Here is a 25,486-nt window from a genome sequence, read left to right on the forward strand (position 1 = left end):
CTTACGCTGCAGCGTGGGAACAGTAGATCCCAGCCAGCTTGTTTTCGTAGATATAAGCATAAAGCGTATTGTTTCTGTATTTGAATACGTGATCATCAGCGATCTGGTCAGCATCAGGACTGAAATATTTCAGGAACTGAACCAACTTAGAAATGACTGCGCTCTTTTCAACTACCAGGAAGTTGACATCTTTACCGCCGGTAGCCTTACTATAACCGAACTTGGTATCTCCGTTTTCCTCCTTACCAGTGGCAAGATTAATCGCAGTATAGAAACGAGCCTGTGGCATCTCGATGATCTTAGAGAACTTATCAAGTACCTTTTTTGATTTCGTTGTATCCAGATCATCGATGTAAGACTTCAACGTTCCCTGGATAAACAGGATTCTGTTTTCCTTAGAGACCTGGTCATTGTCCATCTTGTCAGATGCTCTACGCAATGCTTTGACAGCTTCCATTCCATCTGCGATGGTTTCTTCAACCTTTGTAATACCACTCACACCGCATATTTTTGCAATACGACCGGCATCAGTTTCAGGGATGACTTTTGTTCGCAAGAACTCGCCAGACAAGCGACTGAACGGAATACCTAAAGCCTCCTGGTTTGTCAAACGGTCGATACGTAATTCCTGAGAACGTTCCTTGTCATACTTGACAACTTCCCAGCTTAATTTTGTGGATCCCTTGGTATAACCGGAATTACGGTCAAAGTCACCAAGTCCATCCATATCCAGTTTCGCGACTCTCATCTCTCCATACTGATCAACCATAACGGAATTTTCATCAGCGTCCAGAATGGAAGTCAAAGCCTCCTGCTGGTACAGCTCATCAAGAATAGGGAGCCATACCTGTGCTAATTCAATATTGTTCATAACTTACAATCCTACTATTTCTTTTTGATACCCATAAGTTTTCGGGCGTTTTCTTTTTGCGATTCGACACTGCCAACTTTTACATCACTAGCAGCCTGTGGGGTTCTACCCTTTAAATGTGATTTGATACCATTTTCAAGGGATGACTGAAAGACTTTCGTAACCCTCTTAAATGATGCATCTAGGGCATCATCGCCTGAAACGTCAAGTAAATCGATCAGTTCTTCCGGATAACCAGCACCAGTCAACTTCTTAGCTGCATACTGTTTACGCAGATCTGATTCCAACTTTGCGATACGCTCAGCCTCGGAAACCTTTTTTTCTTCTTTTGGTGCTGCAGTGGTTGTGGTAGCTGTTTTTTGTGCCTCCTGCCACTTCTTTTGCTCATCGGCAATCATCTGCTGAACTTCCTCTGCAGTATAGGATTTCTTTTCTCCCTCTGCTTTGGCTGTCTGATCACCTTCTATTGCTTGTGTAGCCCCATCCGTATTTGTTGTTGTATCTCCAGGGACTTCACCATTCTTCACCCAGCCGACAATTTTTGCAAAAATGTTCTTTGCCTCTTCCTCTGCTGGGGGTGTTGACGCTGTCTGTGTCTGCGTCGTTGTTGCTTGAGATTTGTTTTCTTCCATAGTGGTTCCTCCTTTGCAATCTCATCTATAACAAGCCTTTTAAAAGGGCTTTGTTATCTCTTTTTATTTGCTTTCACAAATTTCTCTTTCCATTGCTGGTACTTTACATTTTCATGTAAGGGTGTGATTTTTCCACGTTTTTCATAGTCAAACATGGATAGATCACCTTGTGCGATAATCCGGCATTTACAGTTCGGATGCATAGGTGGCATATTCACACCTGGCTCTGCTTCCTCAAACGTGAAGATTTTCCCATTTAGTGCTGCACAATCCGGACAACCATCACCAACAAACATATATTTTTTAAAGCCCATCTTTTGATAAGACATTGCCTGTGCCTGCTGTGTAAAATAGGTTGACTCTGTTCTTACCAGGCGTTTGGCGTTGTACATACCTTTATCCATGACCTTGTTGATAGCAGATGCCATCTTATCAACGCTATGACCGGCTATCATGCCATTCGCGAGTTCTTTTCTCAAAGTCGTTGTCAACTTGTCGATATCTTCCCAGATTGCCTTGGAAAAGGTTTTTGTCTCCCACGGATATTCAATAATCTTCTTGATCATGTCCGGATTGAACTTTCCGACCTTCCAGCCAACGCCTAACGCTTTCTGTACTGCATAGTGACCGCGATAGTAATGTTCGACTAGCACCTTTTCAAGATGCTTTTTAATGATCTTATTGCTTTGATCAGCAAGTTTTCCCATCTCCATGTCGATCTGTGATATCAGCTGTTCTTTTCTTGTGATCCTGCTTTTGGCTGATAAAGTGTTCAGTTCCAGCAGTAGCTTAGGATCTTCGCTGGTTTCTATCTCTTTCAGATATTCCTGAATACTCATTCGCCAGAGATCATATTCTTTTCCTTTCAGCAGTTCTGTTGCCTGCTGGGTAGTCAATTCATTGTCCTCGGCAAATTTATAAACAATTCGCTGTATTTCACTTTGTAGGTGTTCCGCGGTCTTGTCATAGCAGTTGATCAGTTCTTCAATAACCTCATCGTCCGCTTTTGCCTCAGCAAGTGCATTTTCCTTTTCAGTCTCCACCAGTTTTTTCTGTTGCTTACTCATTGGATTCCTCTGCATCGATCTCATTTATATCCAGCACAGTGTTAAAGGCAGCACCCATCTTTTCATATCTGCTTGCTTCCTCATATTCCTCGACCTGTTCATCCTTGATACGTTGTAATTCGTCTTTTGCATCATCAATCATGTTCAGATTAGTCAAAGCAGTTTCATGTGAGATATGAGGCGAGGCAAGGTTGACAATCTGTGCGTTTTCCAGATCGTTCTGCGGTGCATTACGCTGGAATGTAATATCAATATCGCGATAATCGTATGGTCTGCCAAATAGATGCTCTATGTTGCAGATTAACTCAAAGCGCCTTTGTAGTGCCTTTTTAAACTTTCGCTGCTTGTCCGATATGATCTGATTAGGACTCCACATTTTATAGCCAATCGCAACACCGGAAAGATTTCCTGAAAAACTCTCATCATCCATTTTTGGTGTGAAGGAGTATAAGTGCATATCATTTTTAAGGCGATCCTTGTAGTTCTCTGTGGCAGTATCATTGATCTCCTTCATGATCCAAGACAACTCGCCACCATCTTCTGTGATGATTACGCCTTTCTTTCTCATTTCAACGACATCCTCAAGCTCCACATCGCCTAGTTTTGATAAATGCATGATGGCATCGTCATTGTACTCAAAGAGATTAGCGGTGTTTGATTGTCCTTTGTCGTAGGCATCGTTAATGCTGATGACATCTTCAAAGTCACCTTTCATTTCTTCGTTGTTCTGGTAAAGTACGATAGGCACATCGCCCCAAAAATGCTCCTGAACATCTGTCAATTCAAGAACTGCTTTGTTCTTGCTGGTAAATGTCCAGCACTCATATGCGGTATAAAAATCAATGCGCAGAATAGGGTTTCTGAGTTTATCCTTGGAATGGATCACACGCATAAATCCAAGATATTTTCCGTCTGTAGTTGATTCCTTGAACAGGATACCTTCATCCGCCGGAATTCTTGTAAAGCGGATGTTTGCATCCTCATCCATATAGAGAAGTTCAAAGCAATGACCATGAATACTCATCTTCTTGGCAATCTCGAAGTTTTCTTCCTCCTCATCGTTATAGTCCAAAATGTCCTTGATACATTCCAGTAAGGCATCATCTTCTGAACCATATTTGACTGGTTTTCCTATGAAAAAGCCAGTCAGTACGATGGTTACATATTTGCACATGGCATGAATGAGTTTATTGTTTGGATCATTGGAATTGAATTTCGGCTTTCTATTCAGCTCATGCTCATTCAAGAAATACTTTTCTAGTCGCTGGTATTTTTGGATATCCTGCTGTGATTCCTGATAGAATCTGCGGATATCCGTTTCATCAAAAGTTTCAAAACTTTCTGCATCTACTGTTATAATCATGTCTTTCCTCCTTTAATGAAGGCTTAACTGTCGCTTGTCGGCGATCATAAAGCGTTTCACTTTCTTTGCTACTGTTCGACATCCTTCCAGTGCATCAATACCGTCATCATGGGATCCCATAGGGAACTGTAGCATCTGTTCAAGCAACAACTTGTGTCTGCGACTGAACAGGATGTATCCATTCTTGACATCCGGCTGTAGCGTCTGCACACGCAGTGTCTTATCACTTGATTGCATAACCTCAACGATAGGCAGGTAAAGTCCAGCTCTTACGGATTCCTTTTTCAGCGTTTCTTTCAGGAACCACTGGAACTGGTTCGTCTCACAGCCGAACTTCTTGAATCCTTTACCAAACTTTCTGCGTAGCTTGCGTTCCAGATCAAGAATATCGCTGATGATCTTATCCGGATGCCTACGCTGGATGTCAGCTTCGACCACATATAGAAGTCCAGTCTTTTTCCCGCGTGCAAGGCAGATGATGGCACTGAAATCTGATTTCTTGCTTTTGCCAAGGGATGGATCCACAAACCCAAAGAAGTCGAAGCCATGAGAGAAGTCCATTTCCACATCGTTGTAGTAACTGATCCATTCTTCCATAAATAAGCAATCTTCCGGATTGATAGGCTCATTTTGCATTTCACTATTGAATGCTGCATCACCTTCTGACACCTTCATAATCATCAGGTCGTAGTAGGAAAGTTTTTCTTCCCACAAGACCTGTGTTCCTTCTAGCATCTTTTCTTGGCGTGTCTCAAAATATCTTTTTGCATCCTGCTCTCTGTGATCATTGGACAGATCGGTATAGATCTTTTCCCATTCATCCCATAGCTCACTGTACTTGGCAAAGCCAATGACAGCCTTGTACTTAATTGATCGATAACTAGGATTTTTCAATACGTTAGCCAGCAGGGAGTCGTAATGGAGCAAAGTACCAATATAAATAATATCTGTGTAATCATCACCGGCTTTTGATACTGCTTTATAAAACCAGTCGGACAATTTCTTTCTTTGATCAGGCGTTCTTACATTTTCGTCGTTCTCCACATCATCCAGAATAATGAGGTCAGGTCGCCAGTTTCGATGCTTACGACCACGAATCTTCTTTCCGGATCCGATTGCTTCCACCTTGATGTTTGTCTTTGTCAGGATGACATTGTTCCGCCATACCTTTCCACGCAGATCGCCAAAGTCCTCGATAATCTGCGGGTTCTCTTCAAATTCAACCTTGATGTTATCCAGGAAACTTTCTGCCTGGTCGCTGGAATCTGACAAGATGATAGGGTAATGCTTGTAGCCATAACAGATGGCGTGCATAGTTCCTTTAAATGTGAGGTTCGTTGATTTCGCATGACCACGGGGTGCAGCGATTGCACGTTTGCATCCTGCTGACCGCGAGATCCTTTTGATTTCACGTTTGTTGTCTGGTATACGATTTTTCAAAACACCGTCTGTCCATATCCTGTCAAGGTCGCGATGGAACTCAGGCGATTCCCTGACAAAATAGTGGGGGAAGTATGACCTTCCAAAGAACTCCATATCAAATGCTGCAAGCTGTCGGCGTAGCCCATGTTCTCCTGTCAATGGATATCCAGCCTTGAACTTTTCAAGAATTTTTAAACGCCTTGCATCACTATCTTTTTTTAAAAAGGTCTTAAAAAGGTTTGAAAGGTATGTGCTGTATTCCTCCTGGTCGATATCATCTTCCTGATCTCTTAGATTCTGTTCTGCTTCACTGACTGCATTGATCAACTTAGTAAAAGCATCATTTTTTCTGTTTTTCATATCATCACATCCTTTCAAATAAAAAAACGACTGCGAAAGAGCCGTTTTAAGCGTAGTTTCTGTTTTTGGTAGTATTTGTTCGTTCTCAACCTGTTTCAAAAATTTAAAAGGGTTTTACAAACTTTTAAAAGGGGTTTGAGCGTATCTCGTCAATGTAATGTGATGTAGATACGCTTCGCCACCCCGGATTGACCAGGTTAAGGGTTTTATGTCCGCCAGTTCCTGCCTAGAGGGACGAATCAACCCCTAGTTTTCACTGGTTTCTTTTTCATCAGTTATGATCGACAATGTAATCTTGTGGATTTCATCAAATACTGTTATTTCAAATGTTGCTTTCTTTTGTCTTTTCTGGCAGGATATGATTCTGCTTTTAAAATTTAAAAGGATACCCTTTTTAATCAGGTAACTTCCATCATCCTGAAAACTGATCAGTGTTGGTTCAATCATCTTGCCATCATTGCCAAGTAGACGGATCCATTCTGATTCCAAGTAGCTGAGAGTAGCTGGTGTTCTAGGATTTCCAAGTAGTGCTGTAACTCCTGGTACCCTCATCACTTTGTAATAGGTGTTTGCACTGAAATTGCATTCAACAAATACATAGCCAGGGAAGAGGATACGTTCCTTTGATTCCCATTCACCATTAGTTCTGATCTGCTGTTCCTCTCGTGGAACCAGAGCATCAAAGCCAGCGGAGCGAAGCTGCTCCATGACTGTGACTTCCTTATTCTTTTTTGTTTGTACTACGATCCATGACATATCATCCCGCCTCCTTTTTCTGGTTTAAGTAGGATACGACATTCTTGTATAACTCAGGACTTTCTTTTGCCATCGTCTCAAATAACAATGTTTTCATTTCCTCAATGGCAGCATCCTTAATATCCTGATTCTGTGTTTCAATACGTTTCTTGTAGGCAGTAGCCCTGATGAGCGCATTGGTTTCCTTCATCAGTTTATCAAGTTTGACCTCGTTCCAGTCCTCTTCCTCTGTGTTTGCCAACCGGTTGAATACGTTACCTGAAACAATACGAATGATTGCCTCGGTCGTATCAAGATCAGGATAATTGTTTAACTCACGCATGATGTTTTTAAAATTCTCATTCGTCATGCGCAACTGTTCAACATTGGCGTTGTATGCTCTGGCATATCGGCATACTGCAGCAACAGATATGGATTGCTCATTCTCTTTCAGAAAGTCGACAATCTCGCTGTATGTAGAGCCGGATAACAGCATTTGTTCCACCGCACCTTTTAGGTCGTCTGGTAGATTGTCAATCTTGCTGTGCTTACGATTAGCCACACGCTACACCTCGACCGCGTCGTCTTCGATTTTTTTCATCAAGAGTTTAATACCCTTGGATGACAACTTCGCCTCTAACTTCTTGTAATTAACATTCTGAGACAGCTCCGGCACTAGCTCCAGTGATTGGATATCCCTCATTCGGATATATCCTTCGAGTGATAGGTAATTGATACAGTCCATAAATTCCCAATTCTCCACGCCTTCATCTTTTAAGACTTTTTCAACACTCTGTAATTCCATGTATTTGTAACGCAGTATATTGATGGTACGTAATACTTTTCCATTATTACGCATAAAATTATCTGCCATAACTCGCTTCTTGATTTCTTCTCTATCCATATCAGTACCTCCCATTATTTCATCATCATTTTCATTAACTGATCTAATTTATTAGATAACTCTCTTTGACTACCAATAAATTCATCTCTTGATATGCTATTTTTGTTTAAGTCTTTCAAGTCATCTCTAATTTCATGTAATGCTTCATCAAAATCTTTTCTTGGGGTATAGTTCTTTTTGATTTCCTCAATATCCCCCTTCAATGATTCTGCATCTTCTTTTTTCAAATAATTGTTTTCAATCGAACGGATTTCATTATCATGCTTGTCTGCACGATCAATCGTTTTCTTTAAAAAATATCCAGCAATAGCATACAGGACACCAAAAATCCAGCTCTGAATATCATTCATTTTTATCCCTCCGTTCTTTGTACAGACACAATCTTACTCTTATATTGTCAAATGAAAAAATAAAGCCTTTGAATAAAATATTTTAAAAAATACTTTACCCAAAGGCTATATCTCTACATCGAATATCGTTAGCTGACCATCTACAGGAGCGTTTTTCAACTCCCTATATATATCAGAAATAATATTCCTAATTTGATTTTCCGTCAATCCGTATTTGACGCTAAGTGCTTTTGTACTTCTTGTTTTTTGATATTCCTGACATATCTTCTCATTGCGGATCCTGCGCTCCAATGCGTCTGTCTTTGGTATATAGATACTGCACCCTGCATAGTTCTGCAGGAGATTCCTATAAGCCTCTAAACCTATGATGTCGACCAGTTCCTTTTGTTCCTGATCAAGGTCATCATAGGTCAGCTTCTGGATGATTTCTTCCATCAGTTTAGCATATGACCTGCAGGTCTACGCAGCTCCGCAGATTCAATATAGTGTTTCAGGATCTCAATGAGTTTGTTTCCATCCTCGCGATCAAGATACGTAAACAATCGCTGAGGTGTTGATTTTACATTGAACTGACGCTTGATGATACCTGCCAGTCGCTCGCCAACCGGCGTGGTATCCTCTATCTCGTCAAGTTCTTTCAAGCGGTACATCAGCGCCCATATCTTTTTCTTTTGACCTTGGCTCACGCTCTCAACACTCATATGACTTTGTTTCTGTTCAAGATATGCGATGATCAATTCTGCTTCGTTGTGAGTAAGGTCTTTTACGGATTCTTTTCCGGTTTGCGCATACACAATCATGTGAAGGATATCGTTCTCCTTGTCCTTGCTGTCAACATATCCTAAGGCGTTGGCGATTGCGTATATCTTCTTTTTCTGCCATCCTTGTACAGATTTCATATGATGTTGCTCCTTTCTATTCCTCTGCTTCCAGTGTCACCTTGATGGTTTCATCAATGATCACGGATGCCTTAGCCTTTGCTACTGCATCCTCAACGGATCCATGGAACTCTGATGCGTCCATAATCTGCAGGATTGTCTGGTAGTTCATGACCTCCGTAATCAGATAAGCCCAATCGCTTGCCTCTTCCTCTGTTAATTCAGGAACATATTTAAGCAGGTTCTTCTTATCTTGTGCAAATTTACCTTTCAGTTTCTTGCTAAGTGTCTTTTGTGCTTTGGTATCACTGGTAATCTTACAGATGGCATCTGCAAGCGTGCCTTCTGTGTAATTGCCCGATACCATATCAGCAAGAAATTTTTTACTGTTAGGCTTGAGGTCTGATTTGACCTCTTCCTTTACAAAGTCACCATACGCAGAACCAAATAGTTTCTTTAGTACGCTCATTGCGATTGGTTTCACTGTATCTGCGTTCTGTACAATAATCTTGCAGTTTCCAGTTCCATAATACTCGACTGTCTTTTCCTTGCTGTCTTTAAGATCCTCCTGTGCTTGTTTCTCAAAGAATCCTTTGAGTTCATCCAGCTGGAGCTTTAACCCCTCCAGCTGCGCTGAAAGGTCGGCATAGCGATCAACTCGTTCACTCATTGTCATTGCTGTGTTCATGTTCTTCCTCCTTTGCTTTTTCGTTGAATCTTTCCAAGCATCTGGAGCATAACTCTGTACCGTCGACAACTACTACACCATCAGCACAGCCACACATGATACACGTTGGTATGTGCTTACGGATGATGAGTGCATCATCGGCTGTTTCCACTTCCACAGCTGCGCCCTTAGGGATGTTGAGTTCATGACGCATGATCTGCGGTATCGTGATGCCACCAGCCTTGGAAACTTTCTTAAACTGTTTCATCTCAATTCCTCCTTTGTTTACTCCACTCTGCATTTTGCGGGCTTGTGACCGTCTTTGGCTGCATTAGAGCAGGGGATTATATATCTTCCCCTGTGGCTTTTATGTATTCCTCTCTTGTAACTGCCACCACTTCTTTGACCAGATCGCAAAAGGTTTCTTTAAATGCCTCTTGCGTGATTTCGCAATTAGTACGTGCATACATTTCATTTCCATCCACTGTTTTAATTTTCCAAAATTGTGATGACCTCATATCTTAGTCCCTCCAGTTCTTCTCTTGTTTCATTCACTTTCTTTGTATAGCTTGTTTCGTAAACATCTTGATTCCATAATCTTTGAGCGCCAGCTTCGCCCATGTTGTAAGCCATCAGTGCCATGTTCATATCTTGATACTTTTGATAAAGCAACCCTAGCATATAGGATCCTGCTTCAACGTTCTGCAATGGCTCCATTATGTTGGTAAGCTCTAATGTATTACTCAAACGTTCATGATTGCATATGTTGATTTGCATTAAGCCATAGTCATCTGTTTCACTAACGCTGTCAGGATTGTAATTGCTTTCTACATCAATGAGTGCTAAGACGGTCAACTGGTCAATACCGTTTCTGTTTGCAATCCCCATGATTTCATCCTGCATATCCTCACTCAATGGTATTCTATAATATGTTTCTACCAGCTTAACCGGTTCCGGTGTATCCTTGTTCTGCAGTATGATCTGAGGTGTTTCCTGTTCTTTGCATTGTGTTGCTTGATCAGTGATATAGTAAGACATCAACATACATATGATCAGGATTGCTTTCTTCATCAGCTGCACCTCCTGTAGCTATTCAGTTCTTTCAAAAGCCTTTTACGGTACTTTTGTAAGTCACGCTTGCGATAAGGTGATTTTGTGTTCATGTAGTCCTTATCGCATTTCTTTAATTTCTCTCTTATTTCAAATTCAGTCATAATTCTTCTTATAACCTCCATATAGGATTTAGAAGTTCTATAATCTCATCGACATTCATAGTTTTTTTATCTTCTATCTCCATCTCCAACTGTAATTTCATAGCACATTTCTTTAATTTAAGGATACCAACATCCTCCAAACTGACGGATCCAAATTTTCCGGAATTGGTCATCATAGAAAGAACAAGCATGATCCATCTAGGGTTGATGTAGTCCATTTCATCCCACTCTTTACAAACTTCTTGAGCAAACTTTCTGCGGTTCAAGCGAGGCTTATCAGGGGGGACGATGCCTTTCTCTTGTAGCATCTTTTTTACTTCTCTGTTTTCTTTGATTTCTCTTTGCGTCAGCTTTTTACGTTTCACTGCCATTTTTTCACCTTCTTGCCATACCTGTAGCGATTGTCATGCGTAGGCACTTTGTCAATCAGTGAAAAGACCGCTTTTACTTCTTTTTCATTTGTCAGGTCATCACTGGATAGACTGTAGATATAGAGTTCATCACCAGTGTCCCTGATATAAACCGTTTCTTCACAGTGCCTGCAGATCTTATGGCTGGAGTATGTTCCACCGTACCAACGGATACCGCCAAATTCGCTGACCACTCTAGGCTCAAAGTATAGTTCATCTCGTAAAACCATAAGTCCTCCTTTCTGCTTTTTATTGCTTGTTAGAATCATGATTCCGCTCACTCTGCATTTCTACGGGCTTGTGACCGTCAATGGCTGCATTACGGGGAAGGAACCTATTTCATAAGTTCCTGGAGCATTTCTTTCATATCGTGCATATCCTGATCCGTTGCAATGTAGTCCGGATCAATCGCATCGCGAATGATGTCGCATACATCACTTAGTGCTTTTTCTGTTGTGCATTCATAGGTTTTTATTTGATACAATGCGATTTTAACGATGTATGGCTTATAGTTCATCGTCGTGGCCATTCTTGGAGCCTCCGGCAACGATTGCCCAGCATAGCCATGATAATGCCGCCCATACTGCGAATCCTATGATCCAATTCATTTCTTGTACCTCTCTTTCAGGAACTCTTCCATTTTTTCATGATCACCACATATTCCTAGAACTTTGCAACTTTCACAGTTATAAAAATACTGTTCATGTTCTGCTTTATCTGCAAATTCGTGGCAGCAGTGACCTTCCATTTCTGATGCCATGACATATGCAATTTGTTTGATATAGACATCCATGTTTGTTCTTGTTCGGTACCTGTATTCAGCATACAATGCATGGATCAGGCACACGGTATAGAAGATTGCAGCTCCTAAGAACCAGAGCTTTGTGACAAAGAAGAATGCTCCTTCAAAGATGACGCAGATAAACAAATGAAAGTAATAGCCCTGATCTAACAAATATCTGTTCAGACAATACACGCTAATCAGGAGTATCAGCATAAGCCCTGCGCCGAATCCCCATATCACTTTTGAGATAAACTTCATCTATACACCTCCATCACTCTGCATTTTGCGGGCTTGTGACCGCCTTTGGCTGCATTACTGGAGAGCGGATGCTCTCATTCTTTTTTACTTTTGTATGGCTTTGCTGTGTGCCTACAATTCACATGAAAGGGTATGCTGAATCTCCATTGAACACCTTTATGAATACCTCGCTGATAGGCTTTATACAGTCGCTTGTCCAAGTCGCTGGTATAGATGACTGCTATTAGTAACGCAAGCAGGAATATCAGTGCGACAAATATAAGTTTATGTGTAGCATCTAGTTCCTTTAAAGTGAGATTGAGTAAGGATCCAATCGTGATGCCCAGCACTCCTGTCAAAAAACAATCCTTCAAGTTACGATTTTTCATTATGGTTTCCTCCTTGATTCAATATAGTAAAGTAAGATAATAGTGGTACATATGATCAGCGTGATCTGTGTTGCTGTTGCCATCAGATCACCTCAATTCCAAGCATTCTAGCCATGCCATACAATCCATCAAAGGATACATCCTCATTATTGATAGCCCCGTCATAAATGTTCACAGCGCCTCGTACACCCCATTTACTGCGTGCGATGCCATGCAGGAAGGCAAGTTCCTTCTTGTTTGCAGTTACGGATAATGCTGGGAACAGTTTCTGTATATCGTCCAGCGTAGCGTCGTTTGTTGAAAAATAACGGTTCATTTTAATACGAGAGAACAGCTGTGCGAAACGTGCCTCCTGTTTACCGCGCATCTTTGTATAGACCTCTGTGTTACCAATCAATACAATGCCGACACCTTTCTTTCCAGTGATGCTGTTAGGATCTGCCAGCGTTCTGATTTGTTCTAATGCAGTAAGTTTCAGATGCTGTGCCTCATCAATGATGATGACCTTGTTTGTTCCTTCCAATTTCTCACGGATAATTGTGATCATATCCAGTTTGTTTCTCGTTTCAGGCACCTTCAATGTTCTTGCCAGTAGTTTCAGCATATTACCAAGGGTTCCAGAGATAGGGGACATTTCAAGGTACACAGCAAGATGCGGATTCTCAACAACGTATTTCTGAGCTGCCTTTGTCTTTCCAATGCCAGCATCTCCATGTGCGATGACGATACCACCATTCACTTGTGCATACTGGATCATCGCCTGTATGTTCTGGCTTGTTTGCGTTTCAACATAGTCCTCAGCAGGCTTGTAAGGTGTTGCCTTACGTTTTTGTTCAACCTGCTCATCAACGGTGTTCAGGAATTCATCTAGTTTCTTTTCTACCTCTTTGATGTTTCCTTTATAGTTACCGTTACGGTACTGGCTTAGCACCGTCATGCTGACACCGATAACCGGTGCTGCCTTTGCCTGCGATAGACCTGATTCTTTCAGGTATCTTTCCAGACGTTCCTTTGTTAATGGGTTGTACTCTTCGTTACGCATAATTACTTCCTCCTTGTTCTTGTTGACGTTTCATTGCGTTCTTAGCCATTTTCTGTAAATCTGGTACTGGTACATCATGCAATAAAGGTTTCTCATCAGCCTTCTGGATTGTGATGTCCTCCAGCTCGCCTTTTTCAATGTTTTTCTTTTTGTTTTCCTCGGCTTTTCTCAATACCAGTTCAAGAGCAGTTCCTTTATCAATGGATGTAATAACACTATCCTGGAGCTGTTGCTTAACCACTTTTTTAGCTTGCTTAACGGTCTGCATCGCTTGTTTAACTTCATCTTGACTTGCTCCATATTCAAGCACTGCCTTATTATCAACTGGTACCGACATAATGTAACGGTCGTTTAGATCATACAAGCGTACACTGCTTAGATCTTCTGGATCGTAGCGGAAGAACACCTGTTTTCCAAGCATCTGAGTGACCAGTTCATTATTCCAGTAATCAAGGCGTTCACCATTGATATTGAGATGCACACCTCTGCGGGTTACTTTCTGCGCTCTAGTAGATCTCAACAACATTAAGTTAAGGTCTGCCTCTATTGCGACACGTTTTGTAATCAGATGCTGATAGTAAACTTCAATCTTTTGTGTTCCTCTATCTGCTTCTACCGCACCATTATACGGTTCAAAATTGAAGTAATTTTCAATCAGTTCACTGCATACTCTTGTCAGTTCTTCATCAGTAGGTAGGTTCTTACCATCCTTCAAGATTTTTTTCAGTATTTCCGGCTTTTCAACTACCGTACCGCCTGTATAAGTGCAGAATAATCTGGAAAGACCGTTCTTTATATCCAAGAAACGTCGCTCAATGACCTTCGCCTTTGCATTCCGTACTAGGGCATTGACCATTTTTATGCCTAATCTTTCAAAGATCGGTGTAGGATCAAAACGATTATCATTCTTCTTTGCTCTATGTCCTAAGCCACCTAAGTCAAAGGTCAAGAACTCACGCCCGTTGTCTAGATACAGGTTTTCAGGGATACCATATTTCATAATACCTCTACGCAGTGCGATAATCGTTGACTGTGATGATGGCGCTGTTGTTACATAGCATCCAGTAAATATTCCACTTCTCGCATCGAAGAACGCTGTGAGGTAAAGCCTATGCATCTTACCGTTATCACCCTGTACCAAAATATCAAAGGTGTGGTTGTCACCGACCCAATACTCATTAGATCGCATATTGTCATAGGTTCTCTTGATATAAGGAGCTGCCCGGTCATCGAATGCCTTATCTCCTTCACGTCCAAGGATCTTTACTGATTCAGCTACATCACTTTTTATATGGCGTGTAAATGTACAGTACGCCGGTATACCATCAACAAGCTCGGGATAATTTTCTCTGCAATACATTTCTGTGTACTGTAGGCACTTCCTGATCGGATGTTGTGCTTGATCTAGGTAAAAACTAAGAAATACCTGCCACACAGTTTCATCAATTTCAGTTTGCCCTTTACGAGCCTTACCTCGCATATCTGCTAAGCCTTTGATATCGTTCTCTTTATAAGCAGTGAGCTTTCTATATAAGGTTCTCAGTGAGAAGTTTCGATCCGGATATTCCAGTTTAAGATATGCTATATACTTCTCATCAACATTAGCCTTTGATGTAACACCATCAGCATTGCGATATGCTATCCAATTTTCAATTATCATAGTCCAGAATGCGATTTCCTCGCGCTCCTCAGAACTAAAGGAATCTAACTGGCTATTGTCTTTTCTTACTTCGGCTTTTAGAATGCCTTTTGATTGATAATACTTATGTTGTAGATCTTCCGACAACTGATCTATTGGAATAGCATGTATTATTCTATTTCTGGAATTCTTTGTATCAACAGTTTTGTAAGTTCCATCACTAACTAACTGTTGAATGCGTGACCGATTACATCCACGTAATTCAGCCACTTCTTTAATTGTTAAGAGTTCCATGCTAGTGACCTCCTTTACCTCACTCTGCATTTTGCGGGCTTGTGACCGCCTTGGGCTGCATTAAGGTGGAACTAATAGATATCAGTTCCAAGTAATTCTAGGGGGCTTACTTTAAGGGCTATTGCCAATCTACATAGGTTCTTACCTGTAGGTGATCTTCGTTCATTTTCATAATTGATTATTGTTTTTAATGGGATTTTGCTAATAGTTGATAACTCTTTTTGAGTAACATTATTCATTTTTCTTAATTTTTTCAAATTGCACTTAAATGAATTATTTAAAAATTCATCATTTGATGAACTAGGAAGTGTTTTTGTACTCATATGCTTGTTTCCATATTGATCTAGAATGTATTTTCTAAAAGCCATCGCTAATCTAGATGTCTGATATGTAACATCTTCCCATGTAATGTAGATGTCATATGCATCTAATTCAAATAATGATAATAGATTATGAGCATTCAATACCTGTCCATCTACAAAGCCATCTAACTCAGCTATGTATTCTTGGATGCTATCCTTCCATTCATCATTTTTCATTTTTTCATAAGCATCTTTAATGCTATCTGCATAAAATGTAATCATTTTCTATCCTCCTCAAAAATATCGTTTATTTTGCATCCCATTGCATCAGCTATTGCTTTTGCTCTAATAGGGAAAGTGTATTTAAACTCTCCTTTCTCTAACCTACTGATTGCATTAGCAGGTAGTCCGCTTCTGATTGAAAGTTGGCGTTGACTCAAACCCATCAATATACGTCTCTTCTTTATTTCTTGTTTTTTTACCACCAACATACAAAATCTCCTTTCTATCGTTACGTTCGTAACTCTTCATACATATAATAACCGATACGTTAGTAACTGTCAAGCAGATAAATATGAAAATCATATAAAAAGTGTTACGTATGTATCGGTATTGTGATAAGATAATAACCAAGGAGTGATCACTATGGAATTTAAAGATATATTAAAAAAGCTAAGATTAGAAAGAGGTTTAACTCAGGAACAGCTAGGCAAAGAGTTAGGCTTATCTGCCATTACTATTAGAAGTTATGAGGCAGGCAGGAGAACGCCAAATTCTGAGGCATTAGTTAAGATGGAGAAATTTTTTAATATATCTGGTCTGCAGCTACATGGCATTGAAGATAAACAAATGTCTTGGGACGATTCTGAAATTATGGATGAAGTCCATAACTCTTTTTCTTTTATGTTTAAAAATATGCTTTCTATAATTCAGAGTGAAACTGATCATAATCAGAAAATGTTTTTTGATATTTTTACTGGATTGCAAAGTATTATGGATATAAAAAATAAAGATGTTCGATCTATAATATTAGAACGCCTTGCAAGGGATGTTTATAATGATAGGAACCTTGCTGATAAGATGTCAGAAATTTCCTCTACTGAAGATTAATCCAATGCCCTTTTACAAAATACGATTTAATCAATGTCTTTTCAACCATTGTTCCGAATAGTGTAATAACGTTCCGAAATTCGTAATTTTTAAAACCTTTTAAAAAGGGTATTAAAATCATTATCTCAGTGTTAATCTGATTTAAAATTAAAGAAGCCTATGATACACAAAAAATAGCGTATTCATGGGCTTTTACCACAATTAACACTTAAAATCTTCCATATTAACAGTGAGTACATAAGAATTGAATATATTCAGCTAACAATTTTCATCACTTTTTAAAAAGGGTTTTAAATAATCTTTTTAACTAAAAAACGCCAATTTTATCGTGTTTTTTTTAAACGTTTGAAAAAATAATTGATGTTTTTAAAAGGCTTTAAAAAGGGTTGTTTATGAGGGCTTTTATACTAACAATAAAATAATAGAATCCATTTATTTTATGTTGCACACACTGCTGAAAAGGATTGCAGAAAATTACAGCAAATTACACCCGCATTACACAAAAAAAGCCCGTTTTTACGGGACTTTCCGTTGTTTTTCGTTTTTTTACACATTACATTTTCTCAAACTGTTAGTATTTGACGTTCTTTATGATAGTTTACAATGGCACTAAAGAATTGCTTTGCGGTGTTCCATAACGAATCCTGAAAATCGTTGGTCGCAAATGAAATATCAAAGATTCCTTTAATTTTTCATCACTCAGCAAATCAACATCCAGAATATTTCCGATAACATCCAGCATACGATTCACAAAACCAATCAGTTTATCATCGTACTGTTTTACTTGTCCAAGTGTTTCACTCAACTCACTGCGTCCAATAAACTTCGAACACATGATTTGAATAGAGAGAAATACCACTTCTTCATTCGATACCAGAATATGCATTTTCTCATGTAGTTTTTTGAAGATTGCCACGGTAAATGGATATTCGTTGTAACGCTGGATTAATTCTAATTCTTCATTGTCATAACGCAGATGTGAATTAAAATCTTTTCGCTGATAGGCAAGGCAGCAATAAATCAGAATTTCATGAAAAGAATCATCCGTGAAACGATAATTCCATTCATTTTCTGTTTCGATAATGCATTTTTTTATCAGATTGACATCCAGATTTCCAAAGAAATAGAACATATTCTTTCTAATTTCTTCTAGATCTCCTTTTCCCATAATGAGATTTTTTAAAGCCACTCGATAATTGTTTTCCTCATACTGCATCCGCAAACCACGATTACGTTCATTTACAATAACAATATGATATCTGCCCAACCATTCTTCACATTCTTTGATGACCTTCAATACGGTTGGCGTGCTAACATATAATTCATTTGCCAACTGCTGTGTTGTCATGGTTTCATTAGGCAACATGCGAAACAGACGTTTTAAAGTCAGCATCATTCTTTCCATAGCATCATAACTGACACTGATTTCATCGCTGCTTTCCAACATTCTGACAATGCGTGAGCGTTGTTTTTCATCAGCCTCTAACCAAATACCTACCCTTGGTTTTTTACAGATTTCGCCTAGATCATTATCACGCAGGTAATCTTCTATCGCACTGAGTTTATTTCGTGTCGATTTTTCACTTAATCCGATTTCTGACGCGATTTTGCCTGTTGAGACGATATCCCCATCCATCAGAATTGATAATACCTGGCGTACATAATAATTTGTTTTCGCATCTTTCAAGGACACATCTCCACCTTTCTGCATCTATAAGATATCATGTAATAATCTTCCCTGAAAAAAAGGATAGGGAATTTTAATACGGTATTTTTCCCATATAGGGAAAAAGGGAGGGGCATTTTAATACGGTAATTCATCCGTTTTTTCTTTTTTAACTAAATAATGTATCAGATGCCTATTCATCTTACCACGAGGATTAATCCACAAAAATGGATATATAAAATAAAAAAGTTTGTTGGTGATGGTGGCCTTATCGTAAGAAGGGTTACTTAGGTTAACACTGGCAAATAGAGTAAGTATTTATATGGTAATGCTGGCAAAATAAAAAAAGGCAAATTGAAATAAACCATTGTGATTGGTTTCATTCCATTTTATATTTGCCTTTTTCATCAGGATCGTTTTAACAGTTGTAATGTATAACCATCAGGATCTTTTATAAAATAGAAACAAATGGTCGGATTTGGAGCAATAGGACCTGTTAGTTCATAACCATTCTTTAATAACATCGCAACGAAAGCATCGAGATTTTCTATCTCTAAACCGATGGATACTCCATTTCCTACTTCTTTATCAGCTTCCCTACGATTTTGAATAAGCTCAATTAAGACCTCATTCTTCGTTTTTAACATCGCAATTTCATGTATACCTCCATGAAAACGTGATACTACTTGCATACCGAAAACTTCTGTATAAAAAGCAATGCTTTTCTTTATATCAGAAACGCTTAAGGTTACCCAGGTTATCTTCATAAACTATACCTCTTCTCAGTAATGATGCATTCATGCGAATACATTTATAATGGTTAACAAAATTATAGCATAGGTAATTTTTATCGTCGATACCCGCTAAAACGATGTTTCAAACCTAGTATACATAATTTATGCTAAGCGTTAAAAGATTATAAATCATCCACTAATGCACTTGACTTTGCATAGGCAGAACTGCGGGCTTCAAAGAAATCCGTTTTAATCAAATTGGCATTCGCATACATCGATACCCATTCCATGGATGCCGGTTCTTTTTCATAGCCTTCATATAAGGTTCCAAAGCCTAATGATGTGCTGCGCAAATTTCCCAGGTAATAGATATATTCGCGAACCATTTGCATTGTTAAGCCTTCAATATCATTTCCTATCACATACGAGCCCCAGCGAATTTCTTCTTCTACCCCATAACGCAGCATATCCTTATATTCTTCCACCAACGCAGGTGTAAAAAGCTGTGGTTCTTCTTTTTGCAGTTCTAGGATCATAGAACGGAAAAGCCATAAATGGGTATTTTCATCACGGTTAATATAACGTATCTCTTGTACCGAACCTGGCATTTTTCCCATACGACCTAAATTATAAAAGAACATGAAACCGGAATAGAAATAAATACCTTCCAATATATAATTGGCCATCATCGTCTTCATTAAATGGATGCCATCATGATGGGTAATAAAATCATTGTATAAATCGCCAATAAATTTATTTCTTTCCAATAAACGCGCATCATTTTTCCATTGGTATAAAATATCATTACGTTCTTGCGAAGAACAGATGGAATCCAACATATAGCTGTAACTTTGTGAATGCAATGCCTCTTGAAAGGCTTGTATAGTTAAACAGAGGTTGACTTCATTTGCGGTAATATAGTCCCCTACATTAGGCAAATTTGCCGTTTGAATAGAATCTAGAAAAATTAAGAAGGATAAGGTTTTATCATAGGCATTCTTCTCGGCCTGCGATAATCGACGATAGTCTTTAACATCCTGATTCAGATTAATTTCTTCAGGAATCCAGAAATTGTTCATCGCTTGCCGATACCAGTCAGATACCCAAGTATATTTCATATTGTTAAAGTCATTGAGGTTCGTGGTATTGCCATTGATCATGCGTCTGTTGATTACATCGCAATCCCCATGTTCATTAAATAACGGTTTTCGTTTTAAATCAGTCATAAGTTCTCCTTTAAGATGCACAAGATTCGCATTCTTCTACTTCTAATGCCTTACTACGCACATAATATAGTGTTTTAACACCATTTTCCCATGCCTGGATATATAAATTCAGAACCGTGCGCAATGTAAATTCATTTGTGATATATAAGTTTACAGACTGTGCCTGATCGATATGGCGCTGACGGATACCAGCAGCTTTCACGATCCATTCCTGTTGTATCTGATGGGCGTTTTTGTAAAGCCAGAAAGTCTGTGGATTAAGATCAGGCGCCACACGGGCAATCATACTGCCTTTTTTCTCTTCTAAAAAATATTTGTTCATGATGGGGTCTACACCGGCACTGGTGCCCGCGATGATTGATGTTGAACTAGTTGGCGCAACAGCCAACAAATAAGCGTTGCGCATCCCATATGTGTGAACATCCTGACCGATTTTCTGCCAACTTTCGTTTTGATAACCACGTTTCGTAAAGTAAGCGCCACTGTCCCAGTCACTCCCTTTAAAATATTGATAACTGCCTTTTTCTTTGGCTAAAACATTACTTGCCTGAATGGCATAAGCATTGATCGTTTCAAACAGCGTATCCACAAATTGCAAATGTTCCTCACTTTCAAAGCGCAAACCTTGTTTTACCAGCATGTGATGATATCCGCTAACCCCTAAGCCAATTGCTCGATATTGACGATTTGTTATTTCTGCATATGGAATCGGATAGTAGTTTAAATCGATGACATTATCTAATGCGCGAACGATCGTATGTATGATATGTGAAAGCTCTTGCTTGTTTGTCACATCGATATTACCTAAGGATAGACTCGCTAGATTACAAACAACAAAATCGCCTGGCTTGCTTTTATTTACAACAATCTCTTCCTCATCAACCTTTATGATTTGTGGTTCTGTTAAAGTGATAGCTGACATGTTTTGGGCAATTTCTGTACATAAATTACTACAATAGATCATGCCCTTATGCCCATTGGGATTCATTTTATTTACCTGATCGCGATTAAATGTGAAAGGTGTTCCTGTCTCCACCGCGGACTTTAGAATCAGACGCACTAGATCTTTTAAGATCATTTCACGTTTTGAGATGCGAGCGTCATTCACACAGTCAAAGTAACGTTCTTCCCATTCTTCGCCATAAAAATCTTCTAATTGATAGCCTTTCACTTTCCCTATCTCATGCGGACACATCAGATACCATGTTGCGTTTAAATCCTCTTTCGCCATTTTCCAAAATAAATCCGGATAACAGATAGCCGGGAAGACATCATGAGCTTTCATGCGATCATCTCCATTATTGGTACGTAAATTTAGAAATTCAGGTAAGTCCTTATGCCATGCATCCAAATACACTGCAACCGCTCCCTGACGCACTCCTAGCTGATCCACTGCTGTTGCGGTATCATTGACCAGCTTGATCCAACGAATTACTCCACCGGCTGCTCCTTTAAATCCCCGAATATCACTGCCATTTGCGCGTACTTTTCCAAAATAAAGGCCCATGCCACCGCCATATTTGGAAATTTGCGCAAAGTTATCAATAGACTTATAAATATTAGCTAAAGTATCTGCCACCGTATCAATAAAACAGCTGGATAGTTGATGGTATGGTTTGCGAGCATTGGCCATCGTCGGTGTTGCCATTGTTACCTTTAAGGTACTTAGGATATCATAAATCTGTTTTGCCCAATATACACGATTCGTCTCAGGTATTGCCAGATGCATGGCAATTCCCATAAACATTTCCTGTGGCGTTTCCATCAGCTGTAAATCATGCGTACGCAGTAAATAGCGTTTCACCACTAATTCTAAACCGCTATATGTAAACAAAGCATCACGCTCATCCTTTACGTATCGCTTTAGTTCATCGATTTCTTCTTTCTGATAAGCATCTAACATATAAGCACCATATAACCCTTGTTTGCTTAAATACTGAATCTTCTCATAAAAGGAAGTAAGCTGCAGTTGCTTCATACGGGCATTAATTTCCTGATGTAGTTGGTAGCTCAAAAAACGTGCTGCAATATATTCCCATTTCGGTGTTTCCTTACTAATCAGCTCGACACATGCTTTCATAAGCATTTGCAAGCGTTCTTCATGCCCCATGGTTTCTTTTAAAAAGGAATGAAATTTGATATAAAGTGCATGCAAATCATATGTTTCATCAAAATCTTTCTGGATTTGCATAAAGATGGGCAATAGTTTTTCATCCTGTACCTCATGGCATAGTTCTAAGAGCATTTGCCGTTTTTCTTTACGTTTTTCACGATATAAAATATAAGCCTTAGCTTCATTATAAAATTGATATGCCATCAGCTTTTGTTCTACAAGATCTTGGATATCTTCTACGCTGACTTTAGCTGAGCCTTGTATTTCTTGGGTGATTTCCATTGCGATCTGCTTTAACTGATCCATAGGAACATCCGTCACAAAAGCTTTTTTCATCGCTTGGATCATTTTTTCAGAATCAAATGTTTGAATGGTACCATCGCGTTTTATGATTTTCATATACATTTTCCACCTTTTCTCTTACCGTTAGTATATAGAGAATCTTATGGTTTACGCAACTGAGATGCACAAGGAAGATACTGGCAGAAAAAAAGAATGCCTTCTTAATAGCAGACATTCTCTTACTTAACTATTTCCCTTTTATCATTTTATTGATTTTTGTTTCATATGGTGTATCTTTCATATCTGTTTTCGCAATACGCAAGTGTTCCATTTCTTTTTTCTTTTGATCTAAATAGCTATACTGTAATGCCAACAGATAATGGAACATGCCTCGATCAAAGCCTGGTTCACATGCTTTCACGTGTTCTTCCATCACATCAATATAATCTGTTTTCTTCAATAATAAGATCTCATAAATCAGATTGCATTGTTCATATAATGTTTCATCCGTTACACCTTGCATACGATCAAGGATTTCTTTTGCCTTCACCTTATCTTCTTCATCTACATAGAAGTAAAATGCCTTCATGCATACATCTAAACGCTGCTTCTTGTTGATGCGCATATTTAAGATCAAATCAAACTGCTCACGAATCTTGGTACTATCTCCCATCATGAAGAAGGCATTTAAACGCATATGTTCACGATTAAATGGCGCAAAAAAGTATTTGCAGGCAAGCGAGTCTAAGATAGTGAAGAATTTGTCAAAATCCTGATTTTGTAAACATTTCAATAATTTATTGAATGTACTGCGTTTGTACCATTGTGTACCAACTACAGAAATAATCAAAACGACGATAAAAGCGATCCATACGATTGGTTTCATAAAGCACCTTCCATTTCTTACTCAATGTTTATATTGTACTATAACTTTCTTTATTTTTCATCAACATTTTACATTTTTAGGTGATATTCACAAACTTAAATGTTTTTTTTCATTTTTTTTAGATAAAGCTGATTCATTCAGATACATATTCACTATTATTTCTTACTACTTTTATGATAAAGAATAACATTTGCATTCTTTTGATACCTTTCGAAGATATTTTACATAACAACTTACTATCTATACATAATTTCACAGAAGGAAAAACCATTTTTCACAAAAAACAGTTTTATTTTATACAATTTATACAAATAAATGTATCTTAGCCATCTAAAAAAATAATTACCAAAGGGAATTTTTCAGAAAATATAAGAAAATAAAAAATATATTGAATTAACCTATGAAATTTTTATAATGCCCTTATAGAGGGAGGAAAAAGCAATGGAATTGAAACAATTATTCAGTACGCAAGACAATGAATTAGAAATTATAACGGATTCTTTCAAAATTAATAAAAACATTATTGAATTAAACAGCCGTATTATTCAAGTATGTAATATTGAAAGTATATCCATGGTTGAACCAAAAAAGAAAGGAATTACGATCGGCGTTTTCATAGGTTTTATCATAGGACTTGCATTACTTTCTTATCAACCTTTGGTAGGAACCATTGTCATTGGTTTAAGTGCATTTTATATTTATTGTATTGTTCAAGGGAATAAAAAATTAGGTAAAAATCTTTATATTAATTTAGTATCGGGGTATTATATCGTAATTAATTTTAAAAATGTAACCTTTGCCTATAAAATCATGGAAACCATAGAAAACTATCTAAATGGTTCAAATGAATCAAGTGTATCGATCAACGTTCAGGATTCTGTCATTACCTTTGGTGATGATAGTCCTATTTATGGGAATGCGAAATGAAAGATATAAAAATCGAACATAGCGTGGTTAGTGTTGGAGATAATAGCCCGATTTATATTCACAGTGAACAAGCTATTCAATGGCAAACATTAGAAGATGATTGTTTTAATTTACTATCGAAATTAGCGGTAGAAGATATACAAAGATTTTTATCAAATTATATATATCTTTTTAACTATCTTTTTATATCTTCTTAAATGTCCGCAAAGCCTTATTTTATCGGCTCTACGGGCATTTTGCTTTTGTGGTAAACCTCACATATCTAGGTCTATCTTCTTATATTTTCGCTATCAAGCGTGGTTAAAATCGTGGTAAATACTTCTTATGCAATTAGACGCTGAACCTCTGATTTTGCGGTATCTATGGACGCATGAGCGTACCAGTTCATTGTGATACTGATGTTTGAATGTCCCATGATATACTGTAAATCTTTCGGGTTCATGTTCTTGCTTGCCAATCTTGTGCAGAATGTATGGCGTAGCGTATGCGGTGTGATATGTGGCAAAGGGTTATCCTTATGGTGCTTGTTGTATTTCTTTACCATACGGACAAAAAGCATATTGTAATCAATCGCAACTTTGGGCTTGCCTTTCTGATTGACAAATAGGAAGTTGCCCCGTCCATCTATCACAAATGGTTCTGCCTTTGGGCGTTTCTTCATAACCCGTTGAAATGCTTGTATCGTTTCCTTGCTTAATGGCACTTGCCTTGTTCCGCTTTTTGTCTTAGGCGTTTCAATATAATAACCTTGTTCCTTGCTCTTTAGTAACTGGTGGTCGATAACTACAACCTCATGGATAAAATCAACGTCCATGATTGTCAGTCCGCACAGTTCCGAGATACGAAGTCCTGTCTTTAACAGTATCAGCACATCATCATAATACTTGTGATACACATTGTCCGTCTTGATGAATGAGAGTAGGGCTAGTTCCTGTTCCTCTGTCAATGCGACTTTCTCTTTGGTATCATTTTCTAGGACTTC

Annotated in this window: 33 protein-coding genes; 3 read left to right on the forward strand and 30 right to left on the reverse strand. The window is 38.6% G+C overall.

Features of this window, described 5'->3' with window-relative positions; genetic code table 11:
- Nucleotide 1: 1 nt before the first annotated feature.
- The 24 genes from LI241_RS01865 to LI241_RS01980 all read right to left on the reverse strand — a co-directional run bounded on the left by LI241_RS01865 (nt 2) and on the right by LI241_RS01980 (nt 16,051).
- The gene (locus LI241_RS01865) at nt 2-748 is read right to left on the reverse strand and encodes a hypothetical protein (protein WP_227150912.1); all 747 of its coding nucleotides are present in this window, start codon (nt 746-748) and stop codon (nt 2-4) included.
- Nucleotides 749-885: 137 nt separating this feature from the next.
- Entirely contained in the window at nt 886-1,503 is a 618-nt protein-coding gene (locus LI241_RS01870) for a hypothetical protein (RefSeq protein ID WP_227150913.1), read from the reverse strand.
- 53 nt (nt 1,504-1,556) lie between these two features.
- Nucleotides 1,557-2,570 carry a minor capsid protein gene (locus tag LI241_RS01875; protein WP_227150914.1) on the reverse strand — a complete coding sequence of 338 codons (1,014 nt, stop codon included), beginning with the start codon at nt 2,568-2,570 and terminating at the stop codon, nt 1,557-1,559.
- Complete coding sequence (locus LI241_RS01880) at nt 2,563-3,933, reverse strand: phage portal protein (RefSeq protein WP_128125340.1); 1,371 nt, start codon at nt 3,931-3,933, stop codon at nt 2,563-2,565. Before LI241_RS01880 ends, LI241_RS01875 begins: the two co-directional genes overlap by 8 nt.
- A 12-nt stretch (nt 3,934-3,945) precedes the next feature.
- On the reverse strand, nt 3,946-5,715 hold the full coding sequence (gene terL, locus LI241_RS01885; RefSeq protein WP_227150915.1) for a phage terminase large subunit: 1,770 nt from the start codon (nt 5,713-5,715) through the stop codon (nt 3,946-3,948).
- Nucleotides 5,716-5,961: 246 nt separating this feature from the next.
- A complete protein-coding gene (locus LI241_RS01890; protein WP_227150916.1) occupies nt 5,962-6,471 on the reverse strand; it encodes a transcription termination/antitermination NusG family protein in 510 nt (169 codons plus the stop codon).
- A 1-nt stretch (nt 6,472) separates the two neighbouring features.
- Nucleotides 6,473-7,012 carry a phage protein Gp27 family protein gene (locus tag LI241_RS01895; RefSeq protein ID WP_128125338.1) on the reverse strand — a complete coding sequence of 180 codons (540 nt, stop codon included), beginning with the start codon at nt 7,010-7,012 and terminating at the stop codon, nt 6,473-6,475.
- A 3-nt stretch (nt 7,013-7,015) separates the two neighbouring features.
- On the reverse strand, nt 7,016-7,354 hold the full coding sequence (locus LI241_RS01900; RefSeq protein ID WP_128125337.1) for a type VI secretion protein: 339 nt from the start codon (nt 7,352-7,354) through the stop codon (nt 7,016-7,018).
- Nucleotides 7,355-7,368: 14 nt separating this feature from the next.
- Entirely contained in the window at nt 7,369-7,704 is a 336-nt protein-coding gene (locus LI241_RS01905) for a hypothetical protein (protein WP_128125336.1), read from the reverse strand.
- Between the two features lie 105 nt (nt 7,705-7,809).
- Nucleotides 7,810-8,139, reverse strand: a complete 330-nt coding sequence (locus tag LI241_RS01910) for a Mor transcription activator family protein (RefSeq protein WP_128125335.1) — start codon at nt 8,137-8,139, stop codon at nt 7,810-7,812.
- A complete protein-coding gene (locus tag LI241_RS01915) occupies nt 8,139-8,603 on the reverse strand; it encodes a regulatory protein GemA (RefSeq protein WP_128125334.1) in 465 nt (154 codons plus the stop codon). Before LI241_RS01915 ends, LI241_RS01910 begins: the two co-directional genes overlap by 1 nt.
- A gap of 16 nt (nt 8,604-8,619) precedes the next feature.
- Nucleotides 8,620-9,270, reverse strand: a complete 651-nt coding sequence (locus tag LI241_RS01920) for a hypothetical protein (RefSeq protein ID WP_128125333.1) — start codon at nt 9,268-9,270, stop codon at nt 8,620-8,622.
- Nucleotides 9,245-9,517, reverse strand: coding sequence for an AbrB/MazE/SpoVT family DNA-binding domain-containing protein (locus LI241_RS01925; protein WP_227150917.1), 273 nt, complete (start codon nt 9,515-9,517; stop codon nt 9,245-9,247). The genes LI241_RS01920 and LI241_RS01925 overlap by 26 nt, the downstream gene beginning before the upstream one ends.
- A gap of 76 nt (nt 9,518-9,593) precedes the next feature.
- Nucleotides 9,594-9,767, reverse strand: coding sequence for a hypothetical protein (locus tag LI241_RS01930; RefSeq protein WP_227150918.1), 174 nt, complete (start codon nt 9,765-9,767; stop codon nt 9,594-9,596).
- A complete protein-coding gene (locus tag LI241_RS01935; RefSeq protein WP_128125332.1) occupies nt 9,739-10,320 on the reverse strand; it encodes a transglycosylase SLT domain-containing protein in 582 nt (193 codons plus the stop codon). Before LI241_RS01935 ends, LI241_RS01930 begins: the two co-directional genes overlap by 29 nt.
- Before the next feature lie 151 nt (nt 10,321-10,471).
- On the reverse strand, nt 10,472-10,834 hold the full coding sequence (locus tag LI241_RS01940; protein WP_128125331.1) for an addiction module toxin RelE: 363 nt from the start codon (nt 10,832-10,834) through the stop codon (nt 10,472-10,474).
- Nucleotides 10,825-11,103 (reverse strand): hypothetical protein, encoded by a 279-nt coding sequence (locus LI241_RS01945; protein WP_128125330.1) that lies wholly within the window; start codon nt 11,101-11,103, stop codon nt 10,825-10,827. The genes LI241_RS01940 and LI241_RS01945 overlap by 10 nt, the downstream gene beginning before the upstream one ends.
- 104 nt (nt 11,104-11,207) lie before the next feature.
- Entirely contained in the window at nt 11,208-11,402 is a 195-nt protein-coding gene (locus LI241_RS01950; protein ID WP_128125329.1) for a hypothetical protein, read from the reverse strand.
- Nucleotides 11,403-11,477: 75 nt separating this feature from the next.
- On the reverse strand, nt 11,478-11,915 hold the full coding sequence (locus LI241_RS01955) for a hypothetical protein (RefSeq protein WP_128125328.1): 438 nt from the start codon (nt 11,913-11,915) through the stop codon (nt 11,478-11,480).
- Nucleotides 11,916-11,989: 74 nt separating this feature from the next.
- A complete protein-coding gene (locus LI241_RS01960; protein WP_128125327.1) occupies nt 11,990-12,283 on the reverse strand; it encodes a hypothetical protein in 294 nt (97 codons plus the stop codon).
- 82 nt (nt 12,284-12,365) lie between these two features.
- Entirely contained in the window at nt 12,366-13,325 is a 960-nt protein-coding gene (locus LI241_RS01965) for an AAA family ATPase (protein WP_128125326.1), read from the reverse strand.
- On the reverse strand, nt 13,318-15,258 hold the full coding sequence (locus LI241_RS01970) for a Mu transposase C-terminal domain-containing protein (protein ID WP_128125325.1): 1,941 nt from the start codon (nt 15,256-15,258) through the stop codon (nt 13,318-13,320). The genes LI241_RS01965 and LI241_RS01970 overlap by 8 nt, the downstream gene beginning before the upstream one ends.
- 71 nt (nt 15,259-15,329) lie before the next feature.
- Nucleotides 15,330-15,842: a helix-turn-helix domain-containing protein gene (locus LI241_RS01975; protein ID WP_227150919.1), complete on the reverse strand. Its 513-nt coding sequence runs from the start codon at nt 15,840-15,842 to the stop codon at nt 15,330-15,332.
- Entirely contained in the window at nt 15,839-16,051 is a 213-nt protein-coding gene (locus LI241_RS01980) for a helix-turn-helix transcriptional regulator (protein ID WP_128125323.1), read from the reverse strand. Before LI241_RS01980 ends, LI241_RS01975 begins: the two co-directional genes overlap by 4 nt.
- A 154-nt stretch (nt 16,052-16,205) precedes the next feature.
- Between LI241_RS01980 and LI241_RS01985 the strand changes: the two genes are divergently transcribed.
- Nucleotides 16,206-16,670 carry a helix-turn-helix transcriptional regulator gene (locus LI241_RS01985; protein WP_227150920.1) on the forward strand — a complete coding sequence of 155 codons (465 nt, stop codon included), beginning with the start codon at nt 16,206-16,208 and terminating at the stop codon, nt 16,668-16,670.
- A gap of 598 nt (nt 16,671-17,268) precedes the next feature.
- Here the strand turns inward: LI241_RS01985 and LI241_RS01990 are convergent.
- From LI241_RS01990 to LI241_RS02010, 5 genes are all read right to left on the reverse strand, one after another.
- Nucleotides 17,269-18,357: a PRD domain-containing protein gene (locus LI241_RS01990; protein WP_227150921.1), complete on the reverse strand. Its 1,089-nt coding sequence runs from the start codon at nt 18,355-18,357 to the stop codon at nt 17,269-17,271.
- A 386-nt stretch (nt 18,358-18,743) separates the two neighbouring features.
- A complete protein-coding gene (locus LI241_RS01995) occupies nt 18,744-19,103 on the reverse strand; it encodes a VOC family protein (RefSeq protein WP_008687219.1) in 360 nt (119 codons plus the stop codon).
- A 149-nt stretch (nt 19,104-19,252) separates the two neighbouring features.
- Nucleotides 19,253-20,296, reverse strand: coding sequence for a ribonucleotide-diphosphate reductase subunit beta (locus tag LI241_RS02000; protein ID WP_008687216.1), 1,044 nt, complete (start codon nt 20,294-20,296; stop codon nt 19,253-19,255).
- A 10-nt stretch (nt 20,297-20,306) separates the two neighbouring features.
- On the reverse strand, nt 20,307-22,808 hold the full coding sequence (locus tag LI241_RS02005) for a ribonucleoside-diphosphate reductase subunit alpha (RefSeq protein WP_008687214.1): 2,502 nt from the start codon (nt 22,806-22,808) through the stop codon (nt 20,307-20,309).
- 130 nt (nt 22,809-22,938) lie between these two features.
- Nucleotides 22,939-23,577 carry a hypothetical protein gene (locus LI241_RS02010; RefSeq protein ID WP_008687213.1) on the reverse strand — a complete coding sequence of 213 codons (639 nt, stop codon included), beginning with the start codon at nt 23,575-23,577 and terminating at the stop codon, nt 22,939-22,941.
- Nucleotides 23,578-24,018: 441 nt separating this feature from the next.
- Between LI241_RS02010 and LI241_RS02015 the strand changes: the two genes are divergently transcribed.
- Both LI241_RS02015 and LI241_RS02020 read left to right on the forward strand, forming a co-directional pair.
- Nucleotides 24,019-24,504 carry a hypothetical protein gene (locus LI241_RS02015; RefSeq protein ID WP_008687211.1) on the forward strand — a complete coding sequence of 162 codons (486 nt, stop codon included), beginning with the start codon at nt 24,019-24,021 and terminating at the stop codon, nt 24,502-24,504.
- Nucleotides 24,501-24,701 carry a hypothetical protein gene (locus LI241_RS02020; RefSeq protein WP_227150922.1) on the forward strand — a complete coding sequence of 67 codons (201 nt, stop codon included), beginning with the start codon at nt 24,501-24,503 and terminating at the stop codon, nt 24,699-24,701. The genes LI241_RS02015 and LI241_RS02020 overlap by 4 nt, the downstream gene beginning before the upstream one ends.
- A gap of 125 nt (nt 24,702-24,826) precedes the next feature.
- Here the strand turns inward: LI241_RS02020 and LI241_RS02025 are convergent.
- Nucleotides 24,827-25,486, reverse strand: a 660-nt coding sequence (locus tag LI241_RS02025) for a site-specific integrase (RefSeq protein WP_227160428.1), incomplete at its 5' end; no start/stop codon positions are given.

It is taken from the genome of Longicatena sp. 210702-DFI.1.196, assembly GCF_020563125.1.
Lineage (GTDB): Bacteria > Bacillota_I > Bacilli_A > Erysipelotrichales > Erysipelotrichaceae > Longicatena > Longicatena caecimuris.